Here is an 18,339-nt window from a genome sequence, read left to right as displayed (position 1 = left end):
GCGATGGATCTGACTTTGGACGACGAGCAGGAAGCGCTGCGGACCGCGACCGCCGACTGGTGCCGGGCCCATATGCCGCTGGAGGAAGCGCGGTCGCGTCCCACCGGTCTTTGGGGCGATCTCGAAGCGATGGGCTGGACGGGCATGACCGCACCCGGAATGGACCTGGACCATGCGACCGAGGCAGTTGTCTTCTCCGAGCTCGGCCGCGTCCTCGCGCCGATCGGACTGATCTCGACCACAGTGGCTCGACGGTGGTTCGCCGATGGTTTTGACGGCAAGGTCGCGCTTGCGCTGCCTGCCGAAGAACCAAGCGATATGCGCGTGCTCGATCCGGACGGTTCGCATGCCGCGCTGATTTGGACAGCCAGCGGGTTGCGCCTGTTCGATATGCCGAACGACCGGACACACGCGCCCACGATCGACCTGTCGACCGACCAGAGCCGGCAGCAATGGACGACGTCGGTATCGACGGAGGACGCCGCCGCGCCGCTGCACCTGCAACTCCTGGCCGCAGCCTATGCCGTCGGCTGCGCCGACGCGGCGCGCGACATGGCGGCCGATTATGCCAGGCTTCGCCAGCAGTTCGAACGGCCGATCGGCTGGTTCCAGGCGCTCAAGCATATCTGTTCCGACATGGCGGTGCGCGCCGCGGTGGCGCGGTCGCAGCTCTATTATGCCGCCTGTTCGCTCGACGCGCGCGATACGGACGCCGCCTTTCATATCGCCGCCGCCAAGCGGCTCGGCGACCAGGCCGCGCTCGACAACGGCCGCGCCAATATCCAGGTCCATGGCGGCATCGGCATGACCGACGAGGCCTCGCCGCATCTCTGCCTGAAGCGCGCGCACCTGCTGCAGTTCATCGCCCCCGCCGACGCCGCCTTGTTGCTGGAGGGTGCCGCATGACCCAAGCTGTCGCCGCCCGGGGCGCAACCGCCCCCGATGCCGCCTCGGGGCTGCTGCCCGGCGGCCGCTAATCGGTCGCGGGCTCGGCGATTGGCGGGATAAGGGAAACGCAGGAGATGCTCGATTTCCGTGCCCGGCACGGCATCGTGCCCGAGACGGAAACCATCGCGATGGCCGACATCAACACGGCCTGCGGACGGATGGAGAAATCGGACGTCAAATATCGCTTCGTGATCGACATGGCAACGCTGTGACATGTCGGGCCTAGTCGTCGACGATGGCCTGAAACGTGTCTTCCAGCCAACGGCGCAGGCCGGGCTCGACCGGCCCCGCAAATTGCCGCAACGGCAACTGGTCGCGATAGGTGAAGAAGCCGAGCGAAACGACCATGAAGGCGGCCGCCTTGACCTCGCCGGTCTCGCCCCCGAACCATTCGGACAATGGCGCGAGCACATGATCGTGCAGCAGGCGCAGCGCGATGGCGCGCGCTTCGCTGTCGGGCGCCGCGCCGAACAGGATCGGCAGCGGCTGCACCCGCCCCTTCCCCTCGTCCGCGAAGCGCGCCATGATCGCGCGGCCGAACCCTTGCTTGGGCAAGTCCGTCATCATCCGCGCATCGAGCGCCGCATCGAGCGCCGCCTCGAACAGTTTCAGCTTGCCGCCGAAATAGCGGCTTACCAGCGACGGGTTCACCCCGGCGCGCGCGGTAATGTCGCGCACGCCGGCCTCGGCGAATCCTTTTTCCGCGAAAATTTGCTGCGCAGCATAGAGGATCGCCTGTCGCGTCCGGTCGGCGTCGCGTGCCTTTTCGTTGATTGCCGTTGCCATGCTGCCTCCCCGTTGACTCTTGATGTAAACATCCGTTTACTTGAGCGCAAGAGGAGAGGAACATGACCGAGTCGCAGACCCCGGCGCGTTCGCCGGTCTATGAGTTCGACTATATCGCCGACCCCGGCTTGCTGGCCGACGTCCATGATCGCTATTGGGAACTGAAGGAGACCGCGCCGCCGGTGTTCTGGACCAATGCGCATGGCGGGCACTGGATGTGCAACACCGCGTCATCGGTGTCTCAGGTAATCCGGCATCCGGAGATTTATTCGAGCCGCTATCTGTCGATCCCGCCCAATCCGAACCAGCCGACGATGATCCCCGAGATGCTCGACCCGCCCGAGCATCGCCCTTACCGGCAAATGCTGCGGCCCTTTTTTGAATCGAAGGCAATCGCGCCGCTCGAAGCGCGGGTGGTCGAATGGACCGACCAGCTGCTGGGCGAGATCGTCGAGACGGGCGAATGCGAGTTCGTATCGAGCATCGCGTCGCGCCTGCCGGTCGCGGTGTTTATGGAATTGTTCGGCTTTCCGATGGAGAAGTTCGACGAGTTCCGTCATCTGGTCGTCGGCTTTTTCAACGCGCGCGCGACGCCAGACGAGCGCAACGCGCTGGCGCAGACGATCCTCGGCCATCTCGCCGAGCTGATCCAGCAGCGCCTGGCCGAACCGCGCGACGACATGATCTCCAAGATCATCGTCGCCGAGGTGGATGGGCGCCGGCTGACGTTCGAGGAGCTGATGTCGATCGGCTTCCTGATGTTTCTCGCGGGGCTCGACACCGTGACCAATGCGATGAGTTTCGGGATGCGCCACCTCGCGCACGACGAGGCGCTGCGCCAGCGCGCGATCGACGATCCCGATGTGATCCCCGATCTCGTAGAGGAATTGCTGCGCCGATACGCCTTCGTCGCGACGCCGCGCTACATCGTCGCGGATACCGAGCTGGAGGGCGTAAAGCTCTTCGCTGGCGACTGTATCCTCGCCCCGCTACCGCTCGTCGGGTGGGATGAAGGGCTCAATCCCGATCCAAAAACCGTATCGGTCGAGCGGCAATTCTATCGCCATGCCGCGTTCGGATCGGGCATCCACACCTGCCTCGGCCTCCACCTCGCACGGATGGAGCTGATCGTCTTCTATCGCGCCTGGTTCTGCCGCATCGGCCATTTCCGGCAGATCGAAAGGGGCGACGAGACGTGCCGCGGCGGCAGCGTGATGGCGCTCGAACACCTGCATCTGGCGTGGAGTTAAAGAGATGGATCAAGCCCTGCATATGCTGATGGTGCCCGCGGGCGACATCGCGGCGCTGCGCAAATTTTACGTCGACGATCTCGGCTGGCACACGTGGGGACCCGACATGCCGGGGTCTTTGATGCTGCGCGCCGGGACCGTGGTGATCGTCTTCGTCCCGCGTGATTATCTGGCCGCCGAAAGCGGCATCGACCTGTCGGCGACGCCGCGCGCGGTCAACGCGATCTTTGTCGAGACGAAGGCCGACGTCGATGCGCAGTTTGCCGGGGCTATCGCCGCCGGCGCTACAATCACCAGCCCAATCCGCGATCGCGATGGCGGGCTGTATTCGGGCTATTTCGCCGACCCCGACGGCAATGGCTGGGAAATCGTCTGGAGCCCGGCGATGCGACCGGGCGCCGACGGCGGCCTGACGCTCGCCCTGCCCCAAACCGACTGACAGAAACGAGAGAGGATCCATTATGGCAAGCGCAGCACCCGCAGTTCACCTGCATTTGGGACATGAGCAACGCAGCAGCGGCAGCGGCGGGACACATCCGCATCTTCACCCCGTCACCCAGTCGGTGCAGGCGGACATCCCGCTTGCCGGGACGAAAGAGGTCGATGAAGCGGTCGCCAAGGCGGAAGCGGTGCGCGAGCAATGGCGCCGAACGCCGCCGGAGACGCGCCGCAACATCCTCAACCGCCTCGCCGACCTGCTCGAGGAAAACAAGGCGGACCTTGCGCGCGCGGCGGCGCTCGACGGCGGGACGACCTTGATGGTTGGCGAGCGCGGGGTCGAGACCGCGGTGGGCTGGACGCGCTATTATGCCGGCTGGTGCGACAAATTGTCGGGCGACCTGCTGAGCACTTTCGATACGCGCGGCGAGCTGTCCTACACGGTGCCCGAGCCGATCGGCATCGTCGGCATCATCATCACCTGGAACGGCCCGCTGATCTCGCTGGGCATGAAGGTGTGCGCCGCGCTCGCCGCGGGCAATTGCGTGATCTGCAAGCCCGCCGAAATCACCCCCTTCGCACCCGAGCTGTTCGCGCAATTGTGCGCAAGGGCGGGTGTGCCCGACGGCGTACTGTCGATTCTGCCCGGCACCGCCGAAGCGGGTGATGCGATCGTGCGGCACAAGAAGATCCGCAAGATCAGCTTCACCGGCGGGCCGATCACCGCGCGCAAGATCCTTGCGGCGTGCGCCGAAGAGATCAAGCCGTCGGTGATGGAACTCGGCGGCAAATCGGCGAGCCTCGTCTTCCCCGATTGCGATATTCAGGCGGCAGCCGAACGCGCCGTGTTCTGGACCGTTGGCTGCCTGTCGGGTCAGGGCTGCGCCCTCCCTACCCGCCAGCTTGTCCACGCCGACATCTACGACGATTTCGTAGCGCGGTTGAAGGCGATCATCGGCCAGTTCAAGGTCGGCGATCCCATGGACCCGACCGTCGCGGTCGGGCCCGTGATCAACAAGGCTGCGGTCGACCGCATCACCGGCATGTTCGACCGTGCCAAGGCCGACAATGCCGCGACCTTCCTGCTCGGCGGCGGACGCTGCGGCGGCGACCTGGCGAGCGGCAATTTCATCGAACCGACGCTGATCGTCGATGCCGATCCCGACCATGAAATCAGCCAGGTCGAAATCTTCGGGCCCGCCGTCGTCGTGATCAAGTTCCACGACGAGGACGAGGCGGTCGCGATCGCCAACAACAGCGAATATGGGCTCGCGGCCTATATCCAATCAAACGACCTGCAGCGCGTCCACCGCCTGTCCGAGCGACTGAACGCGGGCGGCGTCTATAATAATGGCGGGTTCCAGATCAATCCGCACACCCCCTTCGGCGGCGTCGGTATTTCGGGGTTCGGTAAGGAGGGCGGCAAGGCCGGGATCGACGAGTTCCTGCACTACAAGACCGTCACCATCGGCGTCGGCGCGCCGATCTTCCCGAAGCAGGAGGCATGAACGTGGCCGATTTCACCAACGACCAGTTCCGCCTCGACGGCAAGGTCGCGATCGTCACGGGCGCGGGCGGGCGCGGCAACAGCATCGGGCGGGCCTATGCAGTCGGCTTGGCCAATGCGGGCGCCAGCGTCGTCGTCGCCGACCTCAACAAGGAAGGCGCCGAGCGCGTGGCCGCCGAGATCAACGATGCGGGCGGCAAGGCGATCGCGGTGCAGGCCGACATCGCCGACGAAACATCAGTCGCGGCGATGATGGAGGCGACGCAGGCGGCGTTCGGCGGGCTCGATATTCTCGTCAACAATGCCGCGTTGATGGTCGAGGCGGTCGGGACCCCTGCTATCCAGACGAGCATCGCCGATTTCGAGAAGCTGATGCGCGTCAACCTGACCGGCGCGCTGATCTGTTCAAAGGCCGCGGTCCCGCTGTTCCAGGCGCGCGGAGGCGGCAAGATCGTCAATCAGCTTTCGGCAGGGGGATTCCCCGCGCAGACCACCTACGGGATCAGCAAGGTCGCGCTGCTCGGGCTGACGACGACGCTCGCCACCGAGCTGGGCCGGATGAACGTCAACGTCAACGCGATCGCGCCGGGGATGACGATGTCCGACGCTGGCAAGGCGCTGACTCCGGAAGAGAGCCCGTTCGTGCAAGCGGCGATGGCGCGCGTGGTCAAGCAGCCGCGCGGCGAGCCGCAGGACTTGGTCGGGGCGCTGTTGCTGCTTTGCTCGCCGGCGGGCGACTGGATTACGGGTCAGGCGCTGAACGTCGACGGCGGGTTCATCATGCGCAACTAAACGCTTCGCCGGAGTTCGTGCTTCAGCACCTTGCCCGATGCATTTCGCGGAAGCGCAGGCAGGATGGTAAGGCGCTCGGGGGTCTTCTGACGGGCAATCCCCGCGCCAGCGAAGTGGCTGCGTACATCGTCCAAGGTCAACGCCGCGCCCTCGGCGAGTACGACGCATGCGCGCACGACTTCGCCCATCCGCTCATCGGGCGCCGCGACCGCCGCAGCGTCGACAATCGCCGGGTGCGACAGAAGCACGGCCTCGACCTCCTTCGACGAGATATTCTCGCCCCCCCGGATAATGATATCCTTCTTGCGATCGGTGATGAGCAGATAGCCATCCTCGTCGAGGCGGCCGATGTCGCCCGTGCGGTACCAGCCCCCCGGAAGGAACGCGGTGTCGTTGAGCTTGGGGTCGAGATACCCGATGAACAATTCAGGTCCGCGCGTGCAGATTTCGCCATCCTGACCCGCCGGGACGTCAGCGCCATCGTCATTGACGAAGCGCATCTCCGATCCCGGGATAGCGCGGCCTTCGGTGTGGAGCTGCTTGTCGAGGGGGTCGTCGATGACGCCCGAGGTGACGGTCGGATGCTCGCTCGACCCATAACAATGATAGACCGCAAGGCCCTGCGCCCGACATCGTTCGATCAGCGATGGCGGCACCGGCGCGGCGCCAACGAGATATTGGCGCAGCGACGTCAGGTCGTTGCCATTGGCATCGGCGGCCGCGATCATGCCCGACAGGTGGAACGGCGTGCCCGACGACGTGGTCACGCGATGCCGGTCGACCAGTTCCGCCGCCAGCGCGGGGTCCCACTGATCCATCAGCACCAGCGGCGCTCCCTGGCACAGGTAGCGATACATCGACAGCGCGCCCGCGACATGGCCCGGCGGCCAGGGCGAGATCACGGCATCGTTCGCGTCGCCGCCGCGCATCGCCTGCATCGTCGCCAGTTCGGCGAGGAGGCCGCGCGCCGAATGCATCACGCCCTTCGGATCTGCGGTCGTACCCGACGTGTAGACGAGCAGCGCCAGCGCATCGGGGTCGACCGGCACCGGGCCGCCGATGGGGCCGTCAGCCTCAAGCGCGTCAAAATCGCGGCCCGTGGTGACATGGCGTTCGAGCGCAGGAAGGTCGCCGCAATCCTCTACCAGCCGATCATATTCGACATTGCGGAATCGGTCGGGGGTAAATAGCCATCTGGCGCCCGACTGGCGCAGGATGAAGCCAAGCTCTTTGGCACCATAAATGGTGACGACCGGCAGCATCACGGCTCCCGACTGCGCCGCCGCCACTGCCACTACGAGCCACTCGCGCCAGTTGGGAATCATACACGCGACGATATCGCCGGAGCCGACGCCCGCTGCCGTCATTCGCGTGCCCATCCGTCGACCCGCTGCGACCACCTCGCCCAATGTCGTGGTGCAGGGTCGCAGATCGGAGGCGACGGTGAGCGGCGCATCGGGCGCCCGCGCCGCCGCAGCGGTCATCGCCTCGATAAAGCTCATCCGTGGAGCGAGTCGACGATCCGCTCGCCCTCGCCGCGTACGGCCCAGGTTTCGTTGGCGTTGCGCAGGTGAAGACGCCAATGCGCGACCGCTTCCTCGACCTCGCCCTTTTCGATCAGGCCGATCAGCTTGTCGTATGATTTGAAACCGGCGCGGATGCTCTTCATGCGTTCCTCGGTCGAACGCGGGTGGCGGCGCTGATAGTCGTTCTGGTGGGTGCGCGCGAGATTGAGCAGCATGCGATTCATGAAGCTGAGCGTCTTGTTTCCGGTCGCCTCGACGAGCACCTGGTGGAAATAGGCGATATTATCGATGAACTCGTCATATTGTTCGTTCGCGAGCATATCGCCCAATTCCTTGAGCACCGTCTTGAGCTTCGGCATGCCTGGCGTCTCGCCCTTTGCCGTCGCCAGCCATCGAACGACCGTCGGCTCGATCGCAAGGCGCGCAGCGTAAAGGTCGGCGATCGTCGTACCCTGCGATTCGAGCACATAGCCGGCGTAGCGCGAGACGAGTTCGGTCGAGGGGCGATGGACGCGCGCGCCGCTGCGCGATCCGCGCACGACACTGATCAGGCTTTCGGCTTCGAGGATACGGAAGGCTTCGCGCAGCGTCGGGCGCGAGACGCCGAGCGTCGTCATCAGCACGCCTTCGGGCGGGAGCGAATCGCCTTCGGTCAGTTCGCCGCGGATGATTTGCGCGCGGATCTGGTCCGCTACCAATTCCGACGTCTTGGGAACCCGAATTCGCACGTTGTCCCTATCGCTCTGCAATGCATCTGCCCCTTTGCCAAAACCCGTCAGACCGGGGTTTTTCCTTGCTGCGTCATTATGGTGCCCCGCGCAATTTCGCAATGCCGGGCGCCGATCCGTCGCTCAAGCGCCAAAAGCCAGTCCTTCGTTCAACGTCCACCGGCGGTCGCGCCCGCGTACCCAGCCCGACGACGCCCAGGTGCCGCCATCGACGGGCAGCAATATGCCGGTGACATAGGTCGACATCGCGCTCGCCAGAAAAACCGCCGCATCGCCGCATTCCGTATCGACGCCCTCGCGGCCCAACGGAATCAGCCGGTTCATCGCATCGATATCGTCGTCGCTGCGCCGCTTCCACGTCGCCGGATCGACGGGCCCGGCGCGATTGCCCTGATTGCCCGGGGTGATCGTGTGGTCGGGTGCGATGCAGTTGACGCGAATGCCGTGTCCCGACAATTCGACCGCCATCGATTTGGTGAAGCTGAGCATCCCGGCCTTGCACGCCGCATAGACCGCGAAGTTGGGCGCCGCGCGGCTCGCCTCGATACTCGCGACATTGATGATCGCGCCGCCACGCCCGCCGTCGACCATGTGTTTCGCGGCGGCTTGTGTCGCGATCAGCATCGACATCAGATTGATGTCGATATGCTTGCGCATGCTGCGCTCGCTCTGCTCGAGGAACGGGCGCGCCGATACGCCGCCGGCATTGTTGACCAGAATATCGAGCCGCCCGAACTCCGCAGCGGCGGCATCGACCGCGGCGCGCAACGCGCCGCTGTCCATGACGTCGCCGACAATCGGCAGCGCCTGCCGGCCCTGTTCGCGCACCCGCGCGGCGGCTTCCTCGGCGCGCTCCGGGAAAATCTCGAAAATCGAAACGTCCGCGCCCGCCTCGGCAAGCCGCAGCGCGATGGCGCGCCCGATGCCGCCGCCGCCGCCGGTGACGAACGCGACCTGCCCGTCGAGGCGCGCGCGATCAGTCATCCAGGTCGATCCCCATCACCGCGCCCGTGACATAAGCGGCATAATCGCTGACCAGATAAGCCGCGAGATTGCCGAGCGTGTCGCCCGCGTCGCGGGTCAGGACGCTGTTCACGCGAATGCCGTCGCGCGCCCATTCGACCCCGAGCGTCTTGGTCAGGTTCCCGAGCGCGCCAACGGCCGCCGCCTGATCGGCGCCGAGCGCCTGTTCGGGGGCGCCGACGAAAAGTATCGCGCCGCCCGTACCGCGCGCGCGGCATTGCCCGGCAAAATCTTTCGCGCCGAGGAAGCGGCGGTCGAGCCCGGCGTCGAGACTGGCGCGCCATTCGGCATGCGTCAGTTCGTGCGCAAGCTTGATCGGAGGCGGCGGTGCAATGTGAACCCAGATGTCGCAGTCACCCACATCGACGAGCGAAGCGCCTTGCGCAGCCAATGCCGACGCGATTGCCGGACACTCGCCCTCGATGCGCGCGCGCTTGCCGTTCAGCCAGCCGCTCATTGCCACCCCCAAGGCCCGTCGGCGCGTTCGCGCGGCGGGACGAAATCGGGCATGATCAGCGAGCGGCGCAGGCTTTCGCCACCATCCTGCACGATCACCTGCCCGGTCATGTCGCCGAACAGCGGGGTGCAGGTCATCGCCGACAGCCACCCGAATTCCCAGATATCGCCGGTGCGACCGGCGGGGATCATGTTCTGGAGTGGTGCGATGCCTCCCTCTCGGCGCCCTGCGGTCGACGTGTCGTGGGGGAAAAAACCCGCGGCGATCGCGTTGACACGGATGCCATGGGGCGCCCAGTCGGCGGCGAGTTTCTTGGTCATCGTCGCCTGCGCGGTCTTCGCTGCCGCGCTGTGCGCGTCGCCGGGAAAACCGGTCCAGATATATTGCGCGCTGTTGTTGACGATCGCCCCGCCCTCGCCGCGGGCGATCCGGCGCCGCGCAAATTCGGCCGAGCAGAGGAAGGTGCCGTCGATCGCGATCCGCGTGACCGCATTCCATGCGTTGGGCGAAATATCCTCGGCAAGGATCGGGAAATTGGCGCCGGCATTATTGGCGAGCAGCCCGATCGGGCCCAATTCGCGCTCGGTCTCGTCAAAGGCGACAGCGATCGCCTCGGGCTGGCGGACATCGCAGCTCATTGCGTGGGCCCGAACGCCCAGCGCCGCGATCTGCGCCGCGCCTTCCTCGGCGCGTTCCATGCTGCGCCCCATGACAGCGACCTGCGCGCCGCCCTGTGCAAAGGCCTTCGCCATGGCGAGCCCCATCCCCGATCCGCCGCCGGTGACGAGCACGGTCTGCCCGGCAAATATGTCCGCCGGATAAGGCGGCTGGTCGAACGGTGGCGGTGTCGCCACGATATGATGCTGCGGTACCGGCAATGTCTCTCTCCCGGCGCCGAGGGTTGCGCGCTCCCCCGCCACGTGTCAAGACATACATAACTAGGTTATATAGGAGAGGGTCGGATGGAGATCGTCGCGGAAGGCCTTGCCTTTCCCGAGGGCCCGGTCGTCATGACCGACGGGTCGGTGATCGTCGTCGAACTGGCGGGCGGACGCATAACCCGCTGCTGGGACGGCCGAACCGAAGCCGTCTGCGAGATCGGCGGCGGACCGAACGGCGCGGCGATTGGACCCGACGGTGCTCTCTATGTCTGCAACAATGGCGGGCTCGACCCGGTCAAATTCCAGAATGCGCGCGGACCCGGGCACGAAGGGCGGGTGGAGCGCGTCAATCTGTCGACCGGCAAGTTCGAACGCCTCTACGACAGCTGCGACGGCATCGCACTGGAGGCGCCGAACGACATCGTCTTCGACGCCGACGGGCGGATATGGTTCACCGACCTCGGCAAGACTCGCGACGGGATCCGCTCTGCAAGCGGGTTGTTCAGCGCGCTGCCCGACGGATCGTCGATCGCCGCGATCAACCGGCACGCGGTGTCGTATAACGGCGTCGGCCTCTCGCCCGACGGCAGGCACGTTTATGTCGCCGATACGCACCAGGCTCGGCTATGGCGTTATGATCGCAAGGTCGAAGCGCAGCGCCCGACGTGGATTGCAACCGCGCCGGGGCCGGTCGGGTTCGACAGCCTGGCAGTCACCTCGGCGGGCAATGTCTGCGTGGCGACGCTGTTTGCGGGCGGGATTTCGACGATCACGCCCGGCGGCGAGGTTTCGAAATTCGCCATCGAGGGCGAACCCTATGTCACCAATATCGCCTTTGGCGGCGAGGATATGCGCGATGCCTATATCACCCTGTCGAAATCGGGACGACTGGCAAAGATGCGTTGGGGCGAGCCCGGGCTGAAGTTGAACCACAATGGCTGATCTTGGCGCCGACCGCGACGCGATCCGCGACCTCCTCGCACGCTATACCTATAACGGCGACCGCGGGCGCGTGGCCGAACTGGCGGCGTGCTTCGCCGACGACGGCGTGCTGGACTATCCGGGTGCGAGCCCGACGGGCCCCGAAGCGATCGCTACCTCGCTCGGGTCCGGAACGCGCGATCCGCGGCTGACGTTCGTTCGCCACCATATCACCAATCCGCTGATCGCGATCGACGGCGATCAGGCGACGGCGCGCAGCTATTTCGCGGTGCACAGCAACTTCGGGCCCGACCACAGCGGCACCTATGACGACCGGCTGGTTCGCACCGAGGGCGGCTGGCGCTTCGCTTACAGGAGGGTCCGGGTCGACTGGCAGGCCGAGACATCGCTGTTCCGGGCGATGACGACGCGCTGAATTGATATTGACACTTTGGTGTCATTTCGACATTAAAGTGTCATGACCGCACAGCGCTTTGCCGATTTCGAACGATTCGCCGACGAGGTCGCGCGATTGCGCGGCCGGATGCGCGCGCTGTACGCGGATACCCGCGCCGAAAGCGGACTTGCCGAAATGGAACTCACCGTGCTCACCGCGGTGGTCAACGCCGCCGACGCGCCCACGGTAGCGCAGATCGGCCGCAGCCTCGGCCACCCGCGGCAGGTCGTGCAGCGCGCCGCCAACCGGCTCGCCGAACTGGGCCTCGTCGTTTTCGCCGAAAACCCCGTTCACAAGCGCGCCTCGCTGATCGTCGCGACCGATGTCGGCCGCACGCTCAAGGCGGTCGACCATCAGCGTGCGCAGGCCGTCACCAACGCATTGCTGGCGCGGATCGACAGCGCGACCTTCGCGGCGGCGGCGAGCCAGCTGCACGCGATCCGCGTCGGCATCGAAGCCTATTTGCGGGAGCGCGACGAATGAAGGACGATATCGCGGCGCTCGCCGATCCCGAACGGCTGACGCCGTGGCTCGACGCGCATATTCCGTCACTCGGCACCGGTCCGTTGACGGCAAAGAAAATCCACGGCGGCACGTCGAACGTCATCCTGTCGCTGAACCGCGGCGGCGATACGCTGATCCTCCGCCGCCCGCCCGCGGTGCCGCCGCCGGGCAGCGAGAAGAGCGTGATGCGCGAGGCGCGGGTACTCACCGCGCTCGGCGGAACCGATGTCCCGCATCCCTATTGCCATGGCAGCTGCGCCGATGCCGGCGTGATCGGCGCGCCCTTCTATGTCATGGATCTCGTCGAGGGCTGGCCCGCCGACCTCTCCAACGAGAAAATCCACGACCGCCCGCCCTTCGACAAACCGCCGCACGCGCGCGAGGTGCCGTACGCGATGGTCGACGGACTGATTGCGCTCGCCAATGTCGATTACAAGGCGGTAGGCCTTGAGGACTTCGGGCGCCCCGACAATTTTCTCGAGCGGCAGGTCGATCGGTGGGAGGGGCAGATCAGGAGCTACAAACAGCTCTACGACCATGAATGGCGCGAACTGCCGGGCTATGCGCTCGCCCGAGACTGGCTGCGCGCCAATGTTCCGGACGACTTCCGGCCGGGGATCATTCACGGCGACGTCGGCACGCCCAACGCCCTGTTCGCCTTCGATCCGCCGTGCCGCCTGACGGCATTGATCGACTGGGAGCTGTCGACGATCGCCGATCCGCTGCTCGACCTCGCCTGGTTCTGCAACGGCATTCGCGACGATCGTTTCCCCGGCCATGTGCCCGAAAAGGCGCTCTACAATGTCGGCGACTGGCCGACGCGGCAGGAATTGATGGCGCATTATGCCGGGGGCACCGGGCGCAGTATGGCCAGCTTCGATTATTATCTCGTGCTCGCGATGTTCAAGGGCGGCTGCATCCTCGAATATAAGGTCGCGCAGGCGGCCAAGGGCATTTTGAGCGCCGAAACCGGCCGCTTCTTCGACCGGCTGGTGCGCGGCAATTTCGCCGAAGCCGAAAAACTCATCCGCCTGATCGGCTAACCGGGGACAGTCCATGATCGATTTCCGTATCGAACCCGAATTGCAGGCGAAGCTCGACTGGATGGCACGCTTTGTCCGCGAAGAATGCGAGCCGATGGATATCCTATTTCCCGGCCATGGGGCGCCCTATGACGTCGCGAACAAGGAATCGCGCGCCTATATGGCGCCGCTGCAGGAGCAGGTGAAAGCGCAGGGTCTGTGGGCTTGCCATCTTGGCGCCGACTTGGGCGGGCCGGGCCATGGCCAGTTGACGCTCGCGTTGATGAACGAAATCCTCGGGCGCAGCTATTGGGCGCCGACGATATTCGGCACCGCCGCGCCCGACACCGGAAACAGCGAAATCCTGGCCATGTTCGGCACCGACGAGCAGAAGGCCCGTTTCCTGGAGCCTTTGATGGCGGGCACGATCGTCTCGACCTTTTCGATGACCGAGCCGCAAGCTGGCGCCGATCCCAAGGAATTCACCTGTCGTGCGTATCAGGACGGCGAAGAATGGGTGATCGAGGGCGAGAAATGGTTCTCCTCGAACGCGCGCTACGCCGCCTTCCTGATCGTCATGGTGGTGACCAATCCCGAAAACCCGCCGCATAGCCGGATGTCGATGCTGATCGTGCCGACCGACACGCCGGGGATCGAATTCCTTCGCCATTCGCAAACGATGGGCGACAGCAAGGGCGCGGACGACGGAACCCACGCCTATATCCGCTACAACAAAGTCCGCGTTCCGCTCGACGCAATGCTCGGCGGGCCCGGCGAAGGGTTCAAGGTCGCGCAGGCGCGGCTCGGCGGCGGGCGCGTCCACCATGCGATGCGCACCGTTGGCAAATGCCAGCGAGCGATCGACATGATGCTCGAACGCGCAGTGTCGCGGCGGACGCAGGGTAGGCAATTGAGCGAACACCAGTTCGTGCAGGGGGCGATCGCCGATTCGATCATCGAGCTCGAGCAGTTCCGCCTGCTCGTGCTCAAGACCGCATGGATCATCGACAATGAACCGCATGGCGCGGCGCGCACCCATATCGCGATGTGCAAGGTGCAGATGGCGAAGGTCTATCACGACATCGTCCAGCGCGCGATCCAGCTGCACGGCAGCCTGGGGGTGACGCTCGAAACGCCGCTCGCCGACATGTGGATGGGGCTGCCCAGCCTGGCGCTCGCCGACGGTCCGACCGAAGTGCACAAGGCGCAAGTCGCGAAGGCGTATCTGAAGAATGCCAGGCCCGCGGCGGGGTTGTTCCCGAGCGAGCATATCCCGACGCGGCTCGCCGCGCTGAAGCAAAGGAGCGCGGTATGACCCCCGATCCGCTGTTCGATTTCACGGGGAAAATCATCCTCGTCACTGGCGGTTCGCGCGGGCTCGGCTATCAGATGGTCAAGGCCTTTGCGGAGCGCGGCGCCGATATCATCGTCGCGAGCCGCAAGCTCGACAATTGCGAGGCGGTCGCCGCCGAGTGCCGTGCGCTCGGGCGCCGCGCGCTGCCCTTTGCCGCGCATGTCGGCAAATGGGCCGAGTGCGACGCCCTGATCGACGCCGCCTACGCCGAGTTCGGCCGCGTCGATGTGCTGGTGAACAACGCCGGCATGTCGCCGCCAATGCCGAGCCACGACATGCCCGAAAGCCTGTTCGACAGCGTGATGAACCTGAATTTCAAGGGCCCCTTCCGCCTCGCCAGCCAGATCGGCAAGCGCATGGCCGACGGCGATGGCGGGGCGATCATCAACATCAGCTCGACGGGCGCGCTGATGGCGTTGCCCGGCGTAGTCCCTTATGGCGCGGCGAAGGCGGCGCTTAACGCGATGACGGTGTCGCTGAGCCGCGAATATGGCCCGAAAGTGCGCGTGAACACCATTTCGGCAGGGCCGTTCCTGACCGATATCGCCGACGCCTGGGACGCGAAGAAGCGCGAGAAGCAGCCTGTCGCGCTGGGCCGTCCGGGCAATCCGCCCGAGATCGTCACTGCCGCGCTGATGCTCGCGAGTCCGGCTTCATCCTACACCACGGGCGCGCTGCTGCGCGTCGACGGTGGGCAGCGTTAGGGCTGCGCGCGGTCGCGCCAGCTGTGCTGCGGGCGATAGCCGATCAGCTCAGCGGCGGCCATCAGCGCCGGAAGCCCGCAAGCCGCTGATCGAGGATCGCTTCGGCTTCGGCGATTATGCGGTCGATCAGCTCCTGACAGGTCGGGATATCATGGATCAGTCCCTGGACCATGCCCGCCCAGAAGACACCCTTGCTGAGATCGCCGGTCCGCAACAACTCGCGTCCCGCTGTGCCGGCGACAAGTTCCTGGACATCGCCGAATTTCGCACCGGGCTGCGACAGGCGGCGAACGACCTCTTCGCTGACTTCGCTTTTGCCGACGCGCGCGGTATTCTTGAAATTGCGGAAGATCAGGAAGCTGCCGCGCTCGTCGTTGTCGAGATAGGCCTGCTTCACATTGTCATGCAGGGGCGCTTCTTTGGTCGCGCAGAAGCGCGTGCCCATGTTGATGCCCTCGGCGCCGAGACTGAGCGCGGCGATCAAACCGCGGCCGTCGCCGAAACCGCCCGATGCAAGCATCGGGATCTTCACCTTGTCGGCCGCCGCCGGAATCAGGATCAGGCCGGGGACATCGTCTTCTCCCGGATGCCCGGCGCATTCAAAGCCGTCGATCGAGATGATGTCGCAGCCCCCCTTCTCGGCCGACAGCGCGTGGCGCACCGCGGTGCATTTGTGGAGAATGGTGACTCCGTGCGGCTTTACCCGTGCCCAGATCTCGCGGACCGCCGGGGTGCCCGCCGTCTCCATGATCTTGACGCCGCTCTCGACCACCGCATCGGCATAAGCGTTGTAGTCGGGCGAGTTAATCGTCGGAAAGACCGTCAGGTTGACGCCGAACGGCTTGTCGGTAAGCGATCGGCAACGCTCGATCTCGTCGCGCAGCGCTTGGGGACTCGGTTGGGTCAGCGCGGTGATGATGCCGAGCCCGCCAGCGTTCGAAACCGCGCTCGCCATCTCGGCGGTCCCGACCGCCTGCATCCCGCCCTGGACAATCGGATGTTCGATCCCCAGCATTTCGGTGATCCGCGTCTTGAAGCCCATCAGCCTACCCCTTCCCATACCTATCTAACCTAGTTATACTTCTTATATTCGCGTGACAAGAGGTGTCCCATGCCGATCCTGCCGACAGCCATTCGCCGCGCCGTCATGGCGGACGAACTGGGACCGCCCGATGCCTATCGGCTTGTCGATCATGACCCGGGGCCGCCCTCTCCGACGCAAGTCCGCATTTCCGTGAAAGCATCGGGGATCAGCTTCGTCGATGTGCTGACCGCCGCCGGTGGTTATCAGGTGAAGCCGCCGGTCCCATATATCCCCGGCAGCGAATGCGCTGGGGTTGTCGACGCGACCGGCGACGAGGTGCGCGATTTCGCGGTGGGCGACAGGGTTGTCGCGAGCGGCTGGGGCGGCATGTTCGCCAGCGCTGTAAACCTGCCCGCTCGCACAGTACGCCGGATGCCGCAGGCACTGTCGTTCGAGGAGGCTGCCGTGTTCCCGGTGAGCTACGCGACGGCTTGGCACGCACTGGTCGACCGCGGGCGGCTCCAGGCGGGCGAGACGCTCCTCGTCCTCGGCGCGGGGGGCGCAACCGGCTATGCCGCGGTGCAGATCGGCAAATATCTGGGCGCACGCGTGATCGGATCGGCGTCGAGCGAACACAAGCGCGCACTCGCGGCCGCGGGCGGCGCCGACGTGGTGATCGATGCGCGCGGCGGCGACTGGCGCGATCAGGTCAAGGCGGCGAACGGCGGCCAGGGCGTCGATGTCGTCTTCGATCCGGTCGGCGGCGAGGCGACCGACCCGGCGTTTCGGTCGCTGGCGTGGAACGGGCGGCATCTGGTGATCGGATTCCCAGCTGGGATCGCGTCGCTGCGCACCAACCTGCCATTGCTCAAAGGCGCGAGCCTGATCGGAGTCGACATTCGCCAGTTCGGAATCTTCGAGCCCGAAAAAAGCGCCGCCAATCGCGATACGGTGTTCGGGCTGGCAGCGGAAGGCAAGCTGAGGCCTGCTATTGCGCGAAGCTATGCGCTCGCGGACTTTCAGGCGGCGATGGCGGATGCGGCGGCGGGAAAAAGTGCGGGACGGATCGTGCTGACGATGGATTAGCCCCAGCCGTGGGTCAGGCGGGAAAGGCGTCCGCGCCAGTCGGGCACCGCAGGCAGCGCGTCGAAATCCCTCGTCAAGCGCGCGACCAGATCGGCGACCGGCTCGATTGAGTCGATCAGCCCTGCGCTTTGCCCGGCGCTCCAGATGTCGCGCCACGGCATGACGCCCTCGGGCATCGGCGAACGCACGGCGGGCAGCGCCTTGGCGTCGAGACCGACCGCTTCGATCGACTGCCGCATCCAGTGCGCCGGGACGCCATTCATCGCTGCCGATGCGACGATATCGTCGGCGCCCACTGTCGGGATCATCGCGCGATGCCCCTCGACGACGCCGCTTTCGGGCGTTGCGATGAAGCGGGTACCCATGCAGGCGATGTCGCCGCCGAGCGCGAGCGACGCCGCAATGCCATGCGCGTCGGCGATGCCGCCCGCGACGATCAGCAGCCCGTCGAAGATCCGTCGCACCGCGGGGACAAACGCCATCGGCGTCAGAAAGCCGGTATGCCCGCCTGCCCCGGCGCAAGTCAGCATCAGCCCGTCGGCCCCCGCGGCGATCGCCTTTTCAGCATGCTTCATCGTCGTCACGTCATGGACGACACGCCCGCCCCAACCGTGCACGCGCGCGACAAGCGCCGAGGGATCGCCCAGGCTCGATAGCACGAGGGGCACGCGGTAGCGTTCGAGCAGATCGAGCCGGTCAGCGGCCTGCGGATCGGTGCCCCAGCGGGCGGGCATGTTCACGATCGGCGGCGCACCGCCGATGGCGGCCAGCGACTTAAGATATGCCTCGAACTCGGCAAAGGACGTGACTGTACCGCCCTGCCAACCACCGGTCACCCCGGCACGGCAACAGGCCACCGCGAGCGGTACCGACGAAGCGAAGCTCATCGGGGCGCACATCAGCGGCAGCGCAAGATTGGACAGCATCGCAG

Annotated in this window: 20 protein-coding genes and 1 pseudogene; 13 read left to right on the top strand and 8 right to left on the bottom strand. The window is 65.7% G+C overall.

What is annotated here, in order from left to right:
* The first annotated feature begins 3 nt into the window (after window positions 1-3).
* Complete coding sequence (locus J1N50_RS00950) at window positions 4-906, top strand: acyl-CoA dehydrogenase family protein (protein WP_215349284.1); 903 nt, start codon at window positions 4-6, stop codon at window positions 904-906.
* 71 nt (window positions 907-977) lie between these two features.
* Window positions 978-1,160: pseudogene (locus tag J1N50_RS00945) on the top strand (NAD(P)-dependent alcohol dehydrogenase); the annotation flags it as partial.
* Between the two features lie 10 nt (window positions 1,161-1,170).
* Here J1N50_RS00945 and J1N50_RS00940 read toward each other — a convergent pair.
* Entirely contained in the window at window positions 1,171-1,734 is a 564-nt protein-coding gene (locus J1N50_RS00940) for a TetR/AcrR family transcriptional regulator (RefSeq protein ID WP_215349281.1), read from the bottom strand.
* A gap of 62 nt (window positions 1,735-1,796) precedes the next feature.
* On the opposite strand from J1N50_RS00940, the gene J1N50_RS00935 reads away from it, so the two are divergent.
* From J1N50_RS00935 to J1N50_RS00920, 4 genes are read left to right on the top strand one after another with little or no spacing between them, the layout of a single operon-like run.
* Window positions 1,797-2,984 carry a cytochrome P450 gene (locus J1N50_RS00935; RefSeq protein WP_215349278.1) on the top strand — a complete coding sequence of 396 codons (1,188 nt, stop codon included), beginning with the start codon at window positions 1,797-1,799 and terminating at the stop codon, window positions 2,982-2,984.
* 4 nt (window positions 2,985-2,988) lie between these two features.
* A complete protein-coding gene (locus tag J1N50_RS00930; protein ID WP_215349275.1) occupies window positions 2,989-3,423 on the top strand; it encodes a VOC family protein in 435 nt (144 codons plus the stop codon).
* Between the two features lie 22 nt (window positions 3,424-3,445).
* Window positions 3,446-4,930 (top strand): aldehyde dehydrogenase family protein, encoded by a 1,485-nt coding sequence (locus J1N50_RS00925; protein WP_215349273.1) that lies wholly within the window; start codon window positions 3,446-3,448, stop codon window positions 4,928-4,930.
* A 2-nt stretch (window positions 4,931-4,932) separates the two neighbouring features.
* Window positions 4,933-5,721: an SDR family oxidoreductase gene (locus J1N50_RS00920; protein WP_283404276.1), complete on the top strand. Its 789-nt coding sequence runs from the start codon at window positions 4,933-4,935 to the stop codon at window positions 5,719-5,721.
* Here J1N50_RS00920 and J1N50_RS00915 read toward each other — a convergent pair.
* The 5 genes from J1N50_RS00915 to J1N50_RS00895 all read right to left on the bottom strand — a co-directional run bounded on the left by J1N50_RS00915 (window position 5,718) and on the right by J1N50_RS00895 (window position 10,309).
* Window positions 5,718-7,223 (bottom strand): AMP-binding protein, encoded by a 1,506-nt coding sequence (locus J1N50_RS00915; RefSeq protein WP_215349268.1) that lies wholly within the window; start codon window positions 7,221-7,223, stop codon window positions 5,718-5,720. The genes J1N50_RS00920 and J1N50_RS00915 overlap by 4 nt on opposite strands.
* Window positions 7,220-7,975 carry a FadR/GntR family transcriptional regulator gene (locus tag J1N50_RS00910; protein ID WP_215349265.1) on the bottom strand — a complete coding sequence of 252 codons (756 nt, stop codon included), beginning with the start codon at window positions 7,973-7,975 and terminating at the stop codon, window positions 7,220-7,222. Before J1N50_RS00910 ends, J1N50_RS00915 begins: the two co-directional genes overlap by 4 nt.
* A gap of 123 nt (window positions 7,976-8,098) precedes the next feature.
* The gene (locus J1N50_RS00905; protein ID WP_215349262.1) at window positions 8,099-8,959 is read right to left on the bottom strand and encodes an SDR family NAD(P)-dependent oxidoreductase; all 861 of its coding nucleotides are present in this window, start codon (window positions 8,957-8,959) and stop codon (window positions 8,099-8,101) included.
* Window positions 8,952-9,455 carry a Rossmann-fold NAD(P)-binding domain-containing protein gene (locus J1N50_RS00900; protein WP_215349258.1) on the bottom strand — a complete coding sequence of 168 codons (504 nt, stop codon included), beginning with the start codon at window positions 9,453-9,455 and terminating at the stop codon, window positions 8,952-8,954. Before J1N50_RS00900 ends, J1N50_RS00905 begins: the two co-directional genes overlap by 8 nt.
* The gene (locus tag J1N50_RS00895; protein ID WP_343227820.1) at window positions 9,452-10,309 is read right to left on the bottom strand and encodes an SDR family oxidoreductase; all 858 of its coding nucleotides are present in this window, start codon (window positions 10,307-10,309) and stop codon (window positions 9,452-9,454) included. Before J1N50_RS00895 ends, J1N50_RS00900 begins: the two co-directional genes overlap by 4 nt.
* A gap of 108 nt (window positions 10,310-10,417) precedes the next feature.
* Here J1N50_RS00895 and J1N50_RS00890 point away from each other — a divergent pair, with 108 nt between their 5' ends.
* From J1N50_RS00890 to J1N50_RS00865, 6 genes are read left to right on the top strand one after another with little or no spacing between them, the layout of a single operon-like run.
* Window positions 10,418-11,278, top strand: coding sequence for an SMP-30/gluconolactonase/LRE family protein (locus J1N50_RS00890; protein WP_215349251.1), 861 nt, complete (start codon window positions 10,418-10,420; stop codon window positions 11,276-11,278).
* On the top strand, window positions 11,271-11,693 hold the full coding sequence (locus tag J1N50_RS00885) for a nuclear transport factor 2 family protein (protein WP_215349248.1): 423 nt from the start codon (window positions 11,271-11,273) through the stop codon (window positions 11,691-11,693). The genes J1N50_RS00890 and J1N50_RS00885 overlap by 8 nt, the downstream gene beginning before the upstream one ends.
* Before the next feature lie 42 nt (window positions 11,694-11,735).
* Entirely contained in the window at window positions 11,736-12,197 is a 462-nt protein-coding gene (locus tag J1N50_RS00880) for a MarR family winged helix-turn-helix transcriptional regulator (protein WP_215349245.1), read from the top strand.
* Window positions 12,194-13,261: a phosphotransferase family protein gene (locus J1N50_RS00875; protein ID WP_215349242.1), complete on the top strand. Its 1,068-nt coding sequence runs from the start codon at window positions 12,194-12,196 to the stop codon at window positions 13,259-13,261. Before J1N50_RS00880 ends, J1N50_RS00875 begins: the two co-directional genes overlap by 4 nt.
* Window positions 13,262-13,274: 13 nt before the next feature.
* Window positions 13,275-14,555, top strand: coding sequence for an acyl-CoA dehydrogenase family protein (locus J1N50_RS00870; RefSeq protein WP_215349239.1), 1,281 nt, complete (start codon window positions 13,275-13,277; stop codon window positions 14,553-14,555).
* Complete coding sequence (locus J1N50_RS00865) at window positions 14,552-15,298, top strand: SDR family NAD(P)-dependent oxidoreductase (RefSeq protein WP_215349236.1); 747 nt, start codon at window positions 14,552-14,554, stop codon at window positions 15,296-15,298. The genes J1N50_RS00870 and J1N50_RS00865 overlap by 4 nt, the downstream gene beginning before the upstream one ends.
* A gap of 61 nt (window positions 15,299-15,359) precedes the next feature.
* Here J1N50_RS00865 and J1N50_RS00860 read toward each other — a convergent pair whose 3' ends face one another.
* The gene (locus J1N50_RS00860; protein ID WP_215349233.1) at window positions 15,360-16,340 is read right to left on the bottom strand and encodes an NAD(P)H-dependent flavin oxidoreductase; all 981 of its coding nucleotides are present in this window, start codon (window positions 16,338-16,340) and stop codon (window positions 15,360-15,362) included.
* Between the two features lie 69 nt (window positions 16,341-16,409).
* Here J1N50_RS00860 and J1N50_RS00855 point away from each other — a divergent pair, with 69 nt between their 5' ends.
* Window positions 16,410-17,408: an NADPH:quinone oxidoreductase family protein gene (locus J1N50_RS00855; RefSeq protein ID WP_246552871.1), complete on the top strand. Its 999-nt coding sequence runs from the start codon at window positions 16,410-16,412 to the stop codon at window positions 17,406-17,408.
* On the opposite strand, the gene J1N50_RS00850 is transcribed toward J1N50_RS00855, so the two are convergent.
* Window positions 17,405-18,334 carry an NAD(P)H-dependent flavin oxidoreductase gene (locus J1N50_RS00850; RefSeq protein WP_246552890.1) on the bottom strand — a complete coding sequence of 310 codons (930 nt, stop codon included), beginning with the start codon at window positions 18,332-18,334 and terminating at the stop codon, window positions 17,405-17,407. The genes J1N50_RS00855 and J1N50_RS00850 overlap by 4 nt on opposite strands.
* Between the last annotated feature and the right edge of the window lie 5 nt (window positions 18,335-18,339).

It is taken from the genome of Sphingopyxis soli, from assembly GCF_018682675.1.
GTDB classification, from domain to species: domain Bacteria; phylum Pseudomonadota; class Alphaproteobacteria; order Sphingomonadales; family Sphingomonadaceae; genus Sphingopyxis; species Sphingopyxis soli.
This window is presented reverse-complemented; position numbering and strand designations above follow the sequence as displayed.

Bases quoted from the DNA above. Each gene is read 5' to 3' on its own strand.
- J1N50_RS00950 (WP_215349284.1), top strand. From the start codon at position 4: ATGGATCTGACTTTGGACGACGAGCAGGAAGCGCTGCGGACCGCGACC.
- J1N50_RS00940 (WP_215349281.1), bottom strand. From the start codon at position 1,734: ATGGCAACGGCAATCAACGAAAAGGCACGCGACGCCGACCGGACGCGA.
- J1N50_RS00935 (WP_215349278.1), top strand. From the start codon at position 1,797: ATGACCGAGTCGCAGACCCCGGCGCGTTCGCCGGTCTATGAGTTCGAC.
- J1N50_RS00930 (WP_215349275.1), top strand. From the start codon at position 2,989: ATGGATCAAGCCCTGCATATGCTGATGGTGCCCGCGGGCGACATCGCG.
- J1N50_RS00925 (WP_215349273.1), top strand. From the start codon at position 3,446: ATGGCAAGCGCAGCACCCGCAGTTCACCTGCATTTGGGACATGAGCAA.
- J1N50_RS00915 (WP_215349268.1), bottom strand. From the start codon at position 7,223: ATGAGCTTTATCGAGGCGATGACCGCTGCGGCGGCGCGGGCGCCCGAT.
- J1N50_RS00905 (WP_215349262.1), bottom strand. From the start codon at position 8,959: ATGACTGATCGCGCGCGCCTCGACGGGCAGGTCGCGTTCGTCACCGGC.
- J1N50_RS00900 (WP_215349258.1), bottom strand. From the start codon at position 9,455: ATGAGCGGCTGGCTGAACGGCAAGCGCGCGCGCATCGAGGGCGAGTGT.
- J1N50_RS00890 (WP_215349251.1), top strand. From the start codon at position 10,418: ATGGAGATCGTCGCGGAAGGCCTTGCCTTTCCCGAGGGCCCGGTCGTC.
- J1N50_RS00885 (WP_215349248.1), top strand. From the start codon at position 11,271: ATGGCTGATCTTGGCGCCGACCGCGACGCGATCCGCGACCTCCTCGCA.
- J1N50_RS00880 (WP_215349245.1), top strand. From the start codon at position 11,736: ATGACCGCACAGCGCTTTGCCGATTTCGAACGATTCGCCGACGAGGTC.
- J1N50_RS00875 (WP_215349242.1), top strand. From the start codon at position 12,194: ATGAAGGACGATATCGCGGCGCTCGCCGATCCCGAACGGCTGACGCCG.
- J1N50_RS00870 (WP_215349239.1), top strand. From the start codon at position 13,275: ATGATCGATTTCCGTATCGAACCCGAATTGCAGGCGAAGCTCGACTGG.
- J1N50_RS00865 (WP_215349236.1), top strand. From the start codon at position 14,552: ATGACCCCCGATCCGCTGTTCGATTTCACGGGGAAAATCATCCTCGTC.
- J1N50_RS00860 (WP_215349233.1), bottom strand. From the start codon at position 16,340: ATGGGCTTCAAGACGCGGATCACCGAAATGCTGGGGATCGAACATCCG.
- J1N50_RS00855 (WP_246552871.1), top strand. From the start codon at position 16,410: ATGCCGATCCTGCCGACAGCCATTCGCCGCGCCGTCATGGCGGACGAA.
- J1N50_RS00850 (WP_246552890.1), bottom strand. From the start codon at position 18,334: ATGCTGTCCAATCTTGCGCTGCCGCTGATGTGCGCCCCGATGAGCTTC.